The following is a 13,594-nucleotide window of genomic DNA, read 5'->3' as shown; positions in this document are numbered from 1 at the left end:
ACTTCTAGAAATATAGAAATGTATTTTAAAAAAATTTACTCCAATAAATAAGGGGCAAATTTTTTAGCCATTTCGTGATTGACACTATAGTGAATAAATGATCCGTTTTTACGCGAATTAATTAAACCAGAGTCCGTCAATTGCTTTAAGTGATGCGATAGTGTGGAGCCAGCTACCGTTTCAAGTCTTTCTCCAATAGCAGTAAAGCATTGATTACTTTCTTTCGCTAGCATCAAAGCAATTTTTAAACGCGTTGGTTCACCTAAAGCTTTATATACCTTGACCGCCTGCCCCATCTCTTCTCTGTTTTCAGCCACAATGATCCCCTTCCTGACTTTTTCTATATTTCTATAAGTATCGAAATCATATTAACACCTTATTGTTGAAATGTAAAGGGCTACATTATTGCCCTTTAGTCAAATAAGAAAAAAGAGCCGTTGATCTTTACTCTTGCCCACATCAGCTCTATAATTTAAATCAATTTTAACGCTTCATGAACTGCCCAAATTTGATGTTCATGAAACAAATTTTCTACTGCTCGAATTGGTTCAACCCATATAAGTAAGTGATCCTCTTCTGTTGGTTCACTTACCTGTTTTCCCATTTCGCATAGATAAAAATAACCTTCGCTAAGGTAATACTTATATTCATTTGTGGAAAAGAAATATCTTTGAGCACATCCTATAAAATGACCTACTTCTATTTCCATCCCCATTTCTTCTAATGCTTCCCTTTTTATACACTCTTCGTGAGTCTCAGTATTTTCTATTCCTCCGCCAGGAAGAAAATACTTACCATCATCTGTTTCAATGATTGCAATTCTATCTTTCTGCTTATTAAACATTAAACAATAAACAGCTGGCCTTTTTATATATTCTTTAGCATCTTCTTTTTGACCAAATGTAATGAACGACATAATTAATATCTCCTCTGTTCTTAGCGATTTTACTAATTATACCATTGGATGCTTCTGCCCTTTTTATAATTACATTTTTTCACAAAACTTTACTTCAAAAAAATCATTCCTCCTTCTCAAAGAATAGCTCCCATTAGATGATAAGGCTAATTTAGATAAAACCTCATTAAGATTTTTCCATACGTAAGTAGGTTCAAGCGTACACTACCAATTAATATCTCTTCTGTTTTAGTTAATAAAGCAGCTCAAAAAACAACTTTCCTTAAGTTGGAGGAACTAGACTTCAATAGAGTTTTTGTTGAAGTTTTAGAAGATAAATAGACTCGTTACTTTTTTGCATTACAGTGTAAATTGGTGAAAAGCTTTGAGTATTTGATTCATGGATGGCTACCAGGGCTGTTTACTTTAAGAAGGATTACTTACATTATGTATAGAACATATATATGAGAAGTTTTGCTTAAGAAATGAATAATGAAACGATTATATAAGTTTCTTTAGTATTTTTTGATTCTCTTTATTGTAGGTTTAATATTTAATATTAAATGCAATTTTTTAAACATAATTTAAATATCCTTATAGATTTCCCAGCAGCATTAGGAGTTTCATTAGGTATTTTTTTTAGAAAAAAAATCAAAGCAAAGTAATTTCTTATAAACTAACGGATGCAAAAATTTAAATAGTTGAGTTCGCTATGGTGACTTTTTTTGTTCCACTACGGTAGTTTAGTTTAACAATAAAAAAGGGGGATCTTTATTGAATCTATTTACTGATTTGGATGTAGCCAATCCTAAAATTAATTATATGAATGAACTATTATTAAACGAATTTGATAAAAAGATTAAAAAGGATAATGTTGATAGTTGTCTTATTCTCCAAGATGGTGCGTTAGTCTATAAATACTTTAGAAATAACAAAATGAGAGTTAAACAACATAAAATAAATTCTGTAACCAAAAGTGTGTTATCAGCGCTCATTGGAATTGCTTTAAATAAAGGGTTAATTGAAAGTATTCATGTTCCAATTGTACACTACTTCCCAGAACTTAGAAGACCTGGTGTGGATAAAAGAAAATTAGAAATTACGGTCTCACACTTATTAACTATGACGGCAGGATTACGATGGACTAGTAATAAAGAAATGGAAAGCAGTAAGAATTGGGTGCGCTACATACTTGAGCGCCCTATGGAACAACAGCCGGGAATTGCCATGAATTATTGCTGCGGATACTCCCACTTACTAAGTGCCATTTTAAGTAAAACAAGTGGAATGGATGCTAGTACATTTGCACAAAAGTTTTTATTTGGACCTTTAGATATAAAAAATTACAGATGGCCTTCGGATGCACAAGGAATTTCAAACGGCGGATTTGGTTTAGCAATGCAAACTATTGATATGCTGAAAATTGGATATTTGTATTTAAACAATGGGAGTTGGTTTTCTAAGCAGGTCCTATCAGAAAGCTGGGTTAAAGACTCTACAACAGCTAGACTAAATACCTACGGTTGTCATTGGTGGGTATTATCAGGAAAAGTTGATACCCCTAAGGTTTACTATGCACAAGGTTACGGTGGAAACAATATCATTATCGTCCCCGATTATCAATTAATAACAGTATTCACAGGAGCTATTTTCGAGGACTCTTCTCGACCATTTCGTTTATTTAATGAACTCATTCTTCCTGCTGTAATGAACATAAATCAAGCCTGATCTGCATTTGATAAAATCTTTTTAAACTTTAACAAACTCATAAAGAGCCTGCTAATAATATTGAACTAATCTTTCCCTTTAGAACAAAAAGAAAAGCTGGCTAACTCTTGTTATTCAGCTCTTTAGTCTATATAAGCAATTTCTTTATTAATATACTAAACACACTTCTGATTATTGTACCGCTACTAAGACGACATTATCGTAATTTGGTAGTTACGTTGTTACTTTCGCATATATAAGAAAGAATACGGCCAACTGAACAAATATTAAGATGTTTGGAACGATTAGGGCAAGATCTATGATAAGAAATGCTGCTAATATTAATAAAAATAAACCTAAATGGAAAATATTCAAACGATGCTTAATAATTCGATATTTATGGAAAACCAGTGTGGTTGATAAAAAGTAGATAAGAGTGGCCGCAAAGGTCAAGATTAACAAAAACTGATAATGGATGTCCTTTAAAAAGGCTAACTGAATCGCCGATGCAATGATACTTAAAGACATATAAATAAATAAATGCCCATAAATAATCGCTTGCCCGGTAGATTTTATATTTTTGTCAACCTTCTTCTCTATATTATCAAAATATTGCCACCACATAGCAATCACAATGATAAATGATATAATGGTAAAAATAATCGCTTCCCAATCACCTTTTTCTGGATGTAGGACAGCAATTAAACTAACGATTGATTCCCCAAACAAAATAATAGTAAAAAGACCAAACCTTTCTAGCAGATGAGAGGTATCTGTTGGCGCTTTGACGAGATATTTACGACCTAAAATAGGGACAACAATATCAATAAAAATACCTAAGTATAGGATAAGATACCGTGGCCAGGAAACAAAGAAAACGGAAATTAATGAGACAGTAATACCAATTAAAAAGACATACCCTAAATAAACCGCTGCTAGTCTGCGAGGTCCCCTCTCCCACCTACTAATCCATAGATATTGCATAGATGTTAATAGGCGGATTCCTATGTAACCTATGAGGAAAGGAATATAATATGGATCAAAGTTAACAGACAGGCTAGCTGTCATCAATATGATAAATATCATTTGAGTGATCATAAACAAACGTTGGGTAACACAATCTTTACCAAATCGATTGATAAATAAAGACTGACCTACCCAAGCCCACCAAATAGGGACGAAAATTAAACCAAACTTTAACAGATATTCAACCGGGATAACCCCATGTTCCTCATGCATTAACAGGTGCGTAGCTTTTGCTATGGCAGCCACAAAGATTAAATCAAAAAGTGCCTCTAACCACGTTAAGTTCTTATTTTCCATGAATGTTTCTACTCCTCTATGCAAAATGAATCCTACTCCAGCTAGATCATATCAAACTGTAAATCATAAAATATCAGCGTGACGACTTTTTTAAGGCACCCATAGTCTGTAAATTATAAACTTGTAACATTATCAATCGGAGTGGACTTCCCATTAATCAAGATATCAATAACTTCATGTTCGGGGTCTAACGTCAATTTATAAACATGTTGTTCGATTAAACCTTCTTGTCTATTTGTTTCATCTAACTTTACTTTTAATGTGTCACCTTGTACCTCAAGGTCAGTAACAACTGTTCCCTTTGATTGATAAAAAATATAAGCAATATCTTCTCCATCATTAATTAGTTGGAGTGTATGGTGATAATCGATTTTATCTTGTACATCATCTGGAATAACATCAATTTCACTAATACTTAAGGTTGATGAATTACACGCTGCTAGAAGAGATGTTGTAAATAATAACAAGAACAATATTTTTCTCAAAGAATTTTCCTCCTGCCCATTTTTACACTTAACAGAGATATAAATATTCATACCTTTATTGTACTAATAAATAATAAAAGATGGAGTGAAAACCCAATTTCACTCCATCTTTTTAAACAACTTTTTTATTTTTTATAGGTCTTTATTTTTTAAATCAAATTTATTATTCGCAGACAATAAACAATTCTTTTCCTTATTCCACCGTTACACTCTTCGCTAAGTTACGTGGTTTATCCACATCGCAATCACGATGTAATGCCGCATAATATGCAAGTAGCTGTAACGGTACCACAGAGACAAGAGGTGTTAATAATTCATGTACTTCTGGAACGACGAAGCGGTCTTCGTCAGTTTCTAAACCTTTCATGGAGATAATGCAAGGGTTGGCTCCACGAGCGACAACTTCTTTTACATTTCCACGAATGCTCCAGTTGACATTTTCTTGTGTTGCTAAAGCGATGATTGGTGTTCCATCTTCGATTAAGGCAATCGTGCCGTGTTTTAATTCTCCGCCAGCAAATCCTTCAGCCTGAATATAGGAAATTTCCTTCAACTTCAGAGCTCCTTCAAGACATACGTAATAGTCAAGGGCACGCCCGATGAAGAAAGCATTGCGTGTAACTGTGAAGTATTCATAGGCCATCTTTTCAAATTCTTCCTTCGAATCACAAAGAACTTCCATCGCATTTGCGACGATACCAAGTTCGTGAACAAGATCAAGATCACCTTTATTGCCTGTTACGCTTGCTAGAATAGCTAGTACAGCAATTTGAGCAGTGTACGCCTTCGTTGAAGCAACAGCAATTTCAGGACCTGCATGTAATAATAATGTATAATCCGCTTCACGGGATAATGTTGATCCTGGAACATTTGTAATAGTGATTGCTTTATAGCCTAGCTCTTTCACCTTCACGAGTACTGCACGACTATCTGCTGTTTCTCCACTTTGAGAGATGAAGATAAATAATGGCTTATTCGATAATAATGGCATATTATAGCCCATTTCACTAGCAACATGGACCTCTACTGGAACTTCAGCAAGCTTTTCAATCATTTGCTTTCCAACAAGACCAGCATGATAGCTTGTGCCACAAGCAACGATATAGATTCGATCAGCTTCATTCATCGCTTGAATGATATCAGAATCAATTGTTAAATCACCATTAATATCTTGGTAAGCTTGAATGATTTTTCTCATCACAAGTGGTTGTTCATCAATTTCCTTCAACATATAGTGAGGATATGTTCCTTTTTCAATATCACTTGCATCTATTAATGCTTTATAAGGTTCTCTTGAAATCTTTTCCCCTTGGAGATTTTCGATGATGATTTCATCCTTTGTTACAATCACCATTTCTTTATCCATTAGCTCAATGAATTGATCAGTTACTTGAATCATTGCCATTGCATCACTTGCAATGACATTAAATTCTTCACCTACTCCAACAAGTAGTGGGCTTTTATTTTTTGCAACGAAAATCGTATCATCATTTTCAGCATCTAGTAAGGCAAGAGCATATGATCCATGTAGAAGTGTTAATGTTTTACGAAACGCTTCTTTAGTGCTTAATCCCTCTGAAACAAATTTCTCTACAAGCTGAACAATAATTTCAGTATCTGTTTCACTTTTTAAAGTGACACCCTGTAAATATTCTTGTTGTAATAAGGAATAGTTTTCGATAACCCCATTATGAACAAGTGTAAATCGACCAGATGCACTTTGATGTGGATGGGCATTTTCCTTACTTGGCACCCCATGAGTTGCCCAACGAGTATGACCAATTCCCATAGTAGCTAACATTTCGTTATTAACAACTTCTCGAAGATCAGCAATACGTCCTTTTTCTTTATAAACATGAACACCTTGATCATTTTTCACAGCAATACCTGCTGAATCATATCCTCTATATTCAAGCTTTTCTAACCCTTTTAATAAAAGCTCTTTCGCATCTTGATTTCCAATATATCCTACAATACCGCACATTTGTATTCTTCCTCCCTAATAAAGGGGGCAAGATACCAGGAGGCACACTTGCCCCCTTATCTCTGTTTTTTATTTAATGTCATTTTTGTGCGTTTTTACAGACCAAGCCTAGATTCACATTTCTTTTTCCTTTGTCCACCGAGTCACCTCAAGTGATTTGAGAAAAAGATCTCGACTATGTGGGAGTCGGGAGGTATCCGCCGAAACTTCGATAAACCTCCACCTCGTCAACTAAACAATTTTATCCGCTCGTTGTTTAGTTCTGGCGCTTTGTGTTGCTTACTTCATTAAAATTCTACCACAATCCTCCTTTTTTCAAATTGGCAAGTAAAAACAAGATAATCATATACTACTTTATTTATTTGGTCAACCAAAAGATTCTTTAGAATCTCATAACATAAAAATATGCATAAGGGCTCTATTTCGTTCCCCTTATGCATATAATTCCACTTATTCCTCTGGTAAGCCCATTTCCGCTTTGACTACTTCAGCAATTTTATTCACATAACTTTCACATGCTTCCACTGTTGACGCTTCAGCCATTACTCGAACAAGTGGCTCTGTTCCAGATGGACGTACTAGAATCCGTCCGTCTCCAGCCATCTCACCTTCCACTTGTTTAATAATTTCTTTTACTTTTTCGTTTTCAGTTACATGATGTTTATCACTGACACGGATATTTACAAGCTTCTGAGGGTATTTTTTCATTTCGCCTGCTAACTCGGACAATTTTTTATTTGTTGCTTTCATGATATTTACTAACTGTAGACCCGTAAGTAACCCATCACCCGTTGTATTGTAATCTAAGAAAATAATATGACCAGACTGTTCCCCACCAAGGTTATAGCCGCCATTTTTCATCTCTTCAACAACATATCGGTCACCTACAGCTGTTTGAACACTCTTTATTCCTAATTCTTCTAAACCTTTATGGAAACCAAGATTACTCATTACTGTTGAAACAACCGTCCCTTGTTTAAGACGAGCTTCGCTTTTTAAATACTTCGCACAAATAAACATGATTTGATCGCCATCAACGATTTCACCATTTTCATCGATTGCAATAATTCGATCTCCATCTCCATCAAATGCGAGCCCTACATCTGCTTCTTTTTCTTTCACAAACGCAGCCAAGCTTTCTGGATGGGTTGAACCGACACCGTCATTAATATTTAATCCATCCGGTGATGCACCCATTGTCGAAACATCTGCATCTAAATCAGCAAATAAATGAGTCGCTAAAGAGGAAGTTGCCCCATTTGCACAGTCAAGTGCAATGTGGATATCTGTAAATTCTTCATCAACTGTTTGTTTTAGAAATTGAAGATATTTTTGGCCACCTTCAAAATAATCATTCACTACCCCAAGATCGCCACCAACAGGTCTTGGCAAATGATCAACAGATTGATCCAATAATTCTTCAATCTCAGCTTCTTGCTCATCTGAAAGCTTATATCCGTCTGAACCAAAAAATTTAATGCCATTATCAGCAACTGGGTTATGAGAGGCAGAGATCATAACTCCCGCTTGGGCTCCTAAAGCTTTTGTTAAATAAGCTACCCCAGGGGTAGAAATTACACCTAATCGCATCACTTCAGCTCCAGTAGATAATAACCCTGCAACTAAAGCGCCTTCTAGCATATGTCCTGAAATGCGTGTATCTCGACCAATGATCACCTTGGGTCTATCTGTATTTTTCGTTAAGACATATCCACCACAGCGACCTAGTTTAAAGGCTAATTCAGGTGTTAATTCCGTATTAGCTATTCCTCTAACTCCATCTGTACCAAAATATTTACCCATTCGAATACTCGCTCCTTCTACTAATACTATACTTTGCAATTAAATATTTTCGTCTTCCTTCTCTGTTAAGCGAATTTTCACTGTTTTATTTGACAGCTCCCATGACACATCATTTGGTCCTTCAACCTTTAAATTAACATCATGATCGCCTGGGGCTAGACCTGACAAATCCATCAATATATTAAAGTCGTTTGCACTGATAGCCTTTAACGAATTGCTCGTGCCCATTACTGTCAAATCCACCATTCCATTGGCAGGTGATAAAAATTGCATTGTATAGTTTTCATTCATTCCTGTACTACTTACCTGGATATCGCGTATCGTTTTTTCTTCTTCTTTATCACTAATATTTAACTTGACCCTGATTACTTCTGGTTCAATTTTGTTTACACCTTTAGGCATTTTTAAATGAACATCAAATCCAGTGTCCTTATCATATTTACTTATATCTACATCAACACTTATCGCATTAATTTCTTTTAATGCATCATTACGTCCATAAATCTTGATGCTTTTTGGCTCTGTCGTGATGCTGTTGATCACTACACCATCTTTTTCATCACCAATGGGGTTTACTGTAATTGGGACGGTTTTACTCGGATTTTTTACTGGAATCGTCACTTCTACAGTATCTTGATCAACCTCTACATCCAGCTTATTCAAAGACTTGTCTAAAACTTGAACCTTAGCATTTCGTGTGATTGTTTGGTTAATTTCCTTCTTCGCATCAATCGTTGCTTTAACATATGTTATTTGATCAATCACATTTTTGGCACCAGTAATTTTCACTACTTTTGGATCAACAATAGGACTTTCAGACTCAAAACCACTAGCTAAAAGATTCGTATTAAATTCTGCATCTACTTTAAATTCTTTTGTTACTTTCTCCTGGACATCAACGGTTGCATAGGCAGGTGAAATTTTAGCGGTTAACTTATCCGATAAATCCTTATATTTAAGCTTCACTCGTTGCTTTCCAATCTCAGCATTACTCAAATCAATATAAACCGTGAAATCCTTAAGATTTTTTGTTGTTTTTACTAAACTTTTTGGTCCATCTATCGTTACATCAACCGTTTCTGGTGCACCAGTGACAACAAAATTTTGTTGATCATAGATAAGTTCGACCGGCATATTTTCAACAACGTCATTTTCTACCTTTTGTTTCACATCTTTATTCTTATCATTATTTTCAATACTCACCGATACATAAAGAAGCAAGGCGAGGAATAAAGCAACAATTCTAATAAACCATTTATTATCCATAAATTTATCCACGCTTCTTCACCCTCCAATTCCATATTGATGAGGAAGCTTGCTTATTCATAGAAACCATAAATTCTTTTTGAAGAAGTTCCTTGAACTGTTCAATCTTTAAATCACGGTGTAGTTCACTATTTTTTGTTAATGAGATTGCACCTGTTTCTTCAGATACCACAATGGTTAAACTATCTGTTACTTCACTTATTCCTATTGCAGCACGATGCCTTGTACCCAACTCTTTCGAAATAAAGGGACTTTCCGATAGAGGAAGATAACAAGCCGCAGCTGCGACTTGATTCTTTTGTAAAATCACTGCCCCGTCATGTAAAGGTGTATTAGGGATAAAAATATTAATCAGTAATTCAGAAGAAATCGCAGAATTCAATGGAATGCCTGTTTCTATGTAATCACCTAATCCCGTTTCTCTTTCTATGGATATTAAAGCACCTATTCGGCGTTTAGCCATATAACTTGTGGCAGTCACAATTGCATCAATAATTCTTGATTGCTCTTCTTCTTCCTGCATTGTTCCCCTTGAAAATAACTTTCCTCTACCTAATTGCTCTAGTGCACGCCTTATTTCTGGCTGGAAGATAATGATCAGGGCAAGAAATCCCCAATCAAGGGTCTGCGCCATAATCCAATCTAGTGTCGTTAAACCCAAAAAATTACTTAAATTACGTACAATCAGAATAACAATGATCCCTTTTAATACTTGTACTGCCTTTGTACCACGGATCACCATTAAAAGTTTATATATGACATACCATACTAGGAGTATATCGACAATATTTGCAATATAATCGAAAAAATTGAAGTCTGCAAACGGCATGTTCCATCCTCCATTAGTTTTATATCCATCAAGAGCCGTTAAAAAATTTCCTATTTAAACCTCTACATTATACCACATATTTGTATTCAAAAAAAATTACTTGAGGAACATCTTATTCCCTATTAATAGTAAAAAAGGGCCCTTTATCCAAGGTCACCCTCTCTTTTTGGAAAAATTTCAGTTAAATAAACTGATAACTTCCTTGCCACCATTTTTTATTTGATACCATAACCAATCAAACATTTCATTTATTTCTTTAATATCTCCGGTTACATTTCCGGCTGATGCCATATATTGATCCCCATTAATGACCGTTACATCCCCTACAACCTTTCCCTCTATTCTTAAATCTCCATTTTTAACAATGAGATCACCTTTAATCGTTTCCCCCTTTGGGACGATGACTGTGTGGTTTTCAACTTGTAAATTAGGTTGCTTTGTAAAAGAGAATTCCTGATTATTATTCCAAAAGGAGAATATACTACCACCCATTAAAATAATAAATAACGATGCCGCAGCCAAAAATGGATGACGGGAGAACCATCTTTTGACTTCGACTTTCCGCTTTTCTTTTGGCAATCTTGCCATTACCTTGGATGCAAAGTCATTTGGTGCAGTGATTATTGAGGTACTCTTTATTAATGCACTTGTCTTTTTTAATTCATGGAAGTGTTTTGCACAGTCTTGGCATGATTGAAGATGTTTCTTCAGAATTGCTTCATGCTCTGTGGCTATATCTCCATCCATATATTCATGCATATAGAGAATCATTTCTTCAGAACAAGTATTCAATTTCGTTCTCATCCTCTCTATAAATTTCGAAGTTGCTTTCTCAAAGCTTCACGTCCTCTATGAATTCGTGTTTTCACCGTTCCTAGAGGTAGATCTAGCATTTCACTAATTTCAATTAATGAAAGCTCTTCAAGATATTTTAATACAATAACCGTTCGATACTTCTCAGGAAGAGAAAGAATAGCTAGCTGTATCGTTTCTTGCAACTCAAAATCCTCAACTTCTATATCTGGTGTTTTTCCCGCTGCCGCTACTTGGGAATACAAGGTTAAGCCATCTGTACCTGCAACCTCAGCATCAAGATAATAATCAGGCTTTTTCTTTCTTAACCTATCAATACATAGATTTGTTGCAATCCGATATAACCAGGTTGAAAATTTCCTCTCCTCTTTAAAGCTGTGAATATTGATATAGGCGCGAATGAAGGCTTCTTGTGCAATATCCTCTGCTTCATGTAAGTTGCCTAACATCCGGTAGCATATTTGAAATACTTTGTCCTTATATATCTCTACGATTTCCTCGTATGCATTTTGGTCGCCTTTTAACACTTGCTTTATTCTTTTTTTAACTAATAATTCCATTCCAATACCCCCGCCCCAGCGGCTATACATTGTTACGAATGAATAGCTAAAAGGTTTCAAAAAAAAATATTTTTATTTTTATTTTATCAAATATCTATCAACGGATGTTTGTTTTTTAACAAAAATGGATAAATAAAAACAAATCTGTAATTATTCTGGTTATAATAATTGATAACGAAAAATTATCTCCTTTTAATGATTAAAACAAAATACAGTAGTTAAAACAACTACTGTATTTGCATGATTATAATAATTTTTCTCCAAACAATGAACCCATTAAGGCGACTGCAACCATCGCTGTACGATTCCTTTCATCTAGTATCGGATTTACTTCAACAAATTCAGCAGATGTGATCATACCTGATTCTGCTAACATCTCCATTGCTAAATGGCTTTCCCGATAACTAATTCCCCCTAAAACAGGTGTCCCCACACCAGGACAATCACTAGGGTCTAATGCATCTAAGTCAAGAGATAAATGAACACCATCTGTTTTGTCCTTTAGATAACTAATTGTCTCTTCCATCACTTTTGTCATACCTAAACGGTCAATTTCGTGCATAGTATATACTTTGATTCCTTTATCTTTAATCAGTTCCTTTTCCCCTTCATCCAGGTCTCTTGCACCGATAATAACAATATTTTCATGCTTTACTTTCGGACTATATCCCCCTATTTCTGTTAAAGTTGGATGTCCATGCCCAAGACTTGCTGCTAATGGCATTCCATGAATATTCCCCGAAGGTGACGTATCAGCAATATTTAAATCCCCATGAGCATCATACCAAATAACTCCTAGATTACTATAATGTTTTGAAACACCTGCTAACGTCCCAATAGCAATACTATGATCACCACCAAAGACTAATGGGAAATCTCCCTCTTTTACTATTTCATCGACCTTTGATTCAAGGATTGCATTCGCATCCGCAACCGCTTTCAAATTTTTCATATTTGTTTCTGGATCTTGTAGTCTTTCAGCTGCACCGATCTCTATATCACCATGATCAGCTACCTCATAACCTAGCCTTTCTAAACGCTCAATTACATCTGCATAGCGAATCGCACTTGGTCCCATATTGACTCCTCTACGTGCTTGACCTAAATCCATTGGAACACCAAGAATAGATATTTTTTTTGTCATTATTATTTCTCCTCTCTCAAACCCTTCTATTTCTATTTTAATACGTCATAATCTTCTGACTCAACTCAACAATTTTTTGTATATATATGCAATTTGAAAGAGAAGGTATTTTTAGAAAAAGGGGAAATCTAACCTACAAATTAAAATAAGCTGCCTAAATAAATTAGGCAGCTTTTGCTATTACTTGGTTTCTTCTTTATTATCTTCTTCCCACTTAGAAACTCCATCATCCTCATCGAATTCAATAATCACATCGGCTACACCCTTCTCGGCCATGATTCTCTCTTCTAAGCGGTCTTTTATATCATCAGCTTCTGCTACTGTTAAAGTTGGATCAACTTCAATTTCAAGTTCAACGTGGAGGTCCTCTCCCTCTTTAACGACTGTGATATCTTGTATATCTTTAACGCTAGGGTCTTGCATTACGATGTTGCCAATTTTCTCTTCCATTTCTTCGTCTGCTTCCCCTAAAGCCCCTGCAGCATTATCTAAGAATACCTTTCCTACAACAAAAAACATCATAATCCCGATTAATACAGATGCGATTCCTTCTGCTTGGTGGAAGGCAGTAAAATGGGATATTGTAACCGCAATAACTGCTAGTAGCCCACCTAATGTGGCCACTGTATCCTCCATAAAGACTAATTTCGTAGCAGGCTTTGCTTTTCCTAAATGCTTAAAGCTTTTAAAAAAAATGCTTGGACCCTTTGCTTCTTCTCCAGCATCATGAAGGATCTCTCGCATTGCCTTAAATAAGACAAACCCTTCAAGGATAACAGCTGCTC

The 13,594-nt window shown here is 35.3% G+C and carries 13 protein-coding genes (1 of these 13 cut by a window edge); 1 reads left to right on the top strand and 12 read right to left on the bottom strand.

What is annotated here, in order from left to right; translation table 11 throughout:
- Positions 1–35 precede the first annotated feature (35 nt).
- The gene (locus NST63_RS01330) at positions 36–317 is read right to left on the bottom strand and encodes an ArsR/SmtB family transcription factor (RefSeq protein ID WP_180213814.1); all 282 of its coding nucleotides are present in this window, start codon (positions 315–317) and stop codon (positions 36–38) included.
- 155 nt (positions 318–472) lie between these two features.
- Positions 473–916: an NUDIX hydrolase gene (locus NST63_RS01325; RefSeq protein ID WP_212946483.1), complete on the bottom strand. Its 444-nt coding sequence runs from the start codon at positions 914–916 to the stop codon at positions 473–475.
- A 753-nt stretch (positions 917–1,669) separates the two neighbouring features.
- Between NST63_RS01325 and NST63_RS01320 the strand changes: the two genes are divergently transcribed.
- Entirely contained in the window at positions 1,670–2,623 is a 954-nt protein-coding gene (locus tag NST63_RS01320) for a serine hydrolase domain-containing protein (protein ID WP_341041081.1), read from the top strand.
- Positions 2,624–2,836: 213 nt separating this feature from the next.
- On the opposite strand, the gene NST63_RS01315 is transcribed toward NST63_RS01320, so the two are convergent.
- From NST63_RS01315 to NST63_RS01270, 10 genes are all read right to left on the bottom strand, one after another.
- The gene (locus tag NST63_RS01315) at positions 2,837–3,925 is read right to left on the bottom strand and encodes a low temperature requirement protein A (RefSeq protein ID WP_341041080.1); all 1,089 of its coding nucleotides are present in this window, start codon (positions 3,923–3,925) and stop codon (positions 2,837–2,839) included.
- Between the two features lie 113 nt (positions 3,926–4,038).
- Entirely contained in the window at positions 4,039–4,410 is a 372-nt protein-coding gene (locus NST63_RS01310) for a hypothetical protein (protein ID WP_259548623.1), read from the bottom strand.
- Between the two features lie 193 nt (positions 4,411–4,603).
- Positions 4,604–6,394: a glutamine--fructose-6-phosphate transaminase (isomerizing) gene (gene glmS / locus NST63_RS01305; RefSeq protein ID WP_212946487.1), complete on the bottom strand. Its 1,791-nt coding sequence runs from the start codon at positions 6,392–6,394 to the stop codon at positions 4,604–4,606.
- Positions 6,395–6,844: 450 nt separating this feature from the next.
- Positions 6,845–8,197 carry a phosphoglucosamine mutase gene (gene glmM / locus NST63_RS01300; RefSeq protein WP_212946489.1) on the bottom strand — a complete coding sequence of 451 codons (1,353 nt, stop codon included), beginning with the start codon at positions 8,195–8,197 and terminating at the stop codon, positions 6,845–6,847.
- A gap of 39 nt (positions 8,198–8,236) precedes the next feature.
- Entirely contained in the window at positions 8,237–9,475 is a 1,239-nt protein-coding gene (locus NST63_RS01295) for a CdaR family protein (protein ID WP_212946491.1), read from the bottom strand.
- Positions 9,468–10,292, bottom strand: a complete 825-nt coding sequence (cdaA, locus tag NST63_RS01290; protein WP_058004309.1) for a diadenylate cyclase CdaA — start codon at positions 10,290–10,292, stop codon at positions 9,468–9,470. Before cdaA ends, NST63_RS01295 begins: the two co-directional genes overlap by 8 nt.
- A gap of 177 nt (positions 10,293–10,469) precedes the next feature.
- The gene (locus tag NST63_RS01285; RefSeq protein ID WP_071977409.1) at positions 10,470–11,096 is read right to left on the bottom strand and encodes an anti-sigma factor family protein; all 627 of its coding nucleotides are present in this window, start codon (positions 11,094–11,096) and stop codon (positions 10,470–10,472) included.
- Between the two features lie 5 nt (positions 11,097–11,101).
- Positions 11,102–11,665 carry an RNA polymerase sigma factor SigW gene (gene sigW / locus NST63_RS01280; RefSeq protein WP_058004311.1) on the bottom strand — a complete coding sequence of 188 codons (564 nt, stop codon included), beginning with the start codon at positions 11,663–11,665 and terminating at the stop codon, positions 11,102–11,104.
- A gap of 244 nt (positions 11,666–11,909) precedes the next feature.
- Complete coding sequence (rocF, locus tag NST63_RS01275; protein WP_058004312.1) at positions 11,910–12,809, bottom strand: arginase; 900 nt, start codon at positions 12,807–12,809, stop codon at positions 11,910–11,912.
- A gap of 180 nt (positions 12,810–12,989) precedes the next feature.
- Positions 12,990–13,594: the 3' portion of a cation diffusion facilitator family transporter gene (locus tag NST63_RS01270; RefSeq protein ID WP_071977410.1), read on the bottom strand. It continues 370 nt past the right edge of the window; 605 of the gene's 975 nt are visible here — the last part of the coding sequence; its start codon lies beyond the right edge, outside the window; its stop codon occupies positions 12,990–12,992.

It is taken from the genome of Heyndrickxia sp. FSL W8-0496 (assembly GCF_038007825.1).
Classification (GTDB): domain Bacteria; phylum Bacillota; class Bacilli; order Bacillales; family Bacillaceae_C; genus Heyndrickxia; species Heyndrickxia oleronia.
Note: the sequence above shows the minus strand (reverse complement) of the source record. Positions and strands in the feature narration are given on the sequence as shown.

Coding starts and splice junctions, on each gene's coding strand:
- NST63_RS01325 (WP_212946483.1), bottom strand. CDS start 916: ATGTCGTTCATTACATTTGGTCAAAAAGAAGATGCTAAAGAATATATA.
- NST63_RS01315 (WP_341041080.1), bottom strand. CDS start 3,925: ATGGAAAATAAGAACTTAACGTGGTTAGAGGCACTTTTTGATTTAATC.
- glmS (WP_212946487.1), bottom strand. CDS start 6,394: ATGTGCGGTATTGTAGGATATATTGGAAATCAAGATGCGAAAGAGCTT.
- glmM (WP_212946489.1), bottom strand. CDS start 8,197: ATGGGTAAATATTTTGGTACAGATGGAGTTAGAGGAATAGCTAATACG.
- cdaA (WP_058004309.1), bottom strand. CDS start 10,292: ATGCCGTTTGCAGACTTCAATTTTTTCGATTATATTGCAAATATTGTC.
- NST63_RS01285 (WP_071977409.1), bottom strand. CDS start 11,096: ATGAGAACGAAATTGAATACTTGTTCTGAAGAAATGATTCTCTATATG.
- sigW (WP_058004311.1), bottom strand. CDS start 11,665: ATGGAATTATTAGTTAAAAAAAGAATAAAGCAAGTGTTAAAAGGCGAC.
- rocF (WP_058004312.1), bottom strand. CDS start 12,809: ATGACAAAAAAAATATCTATTCTTGGTGTTCCAATGGATTTAGGTCAA.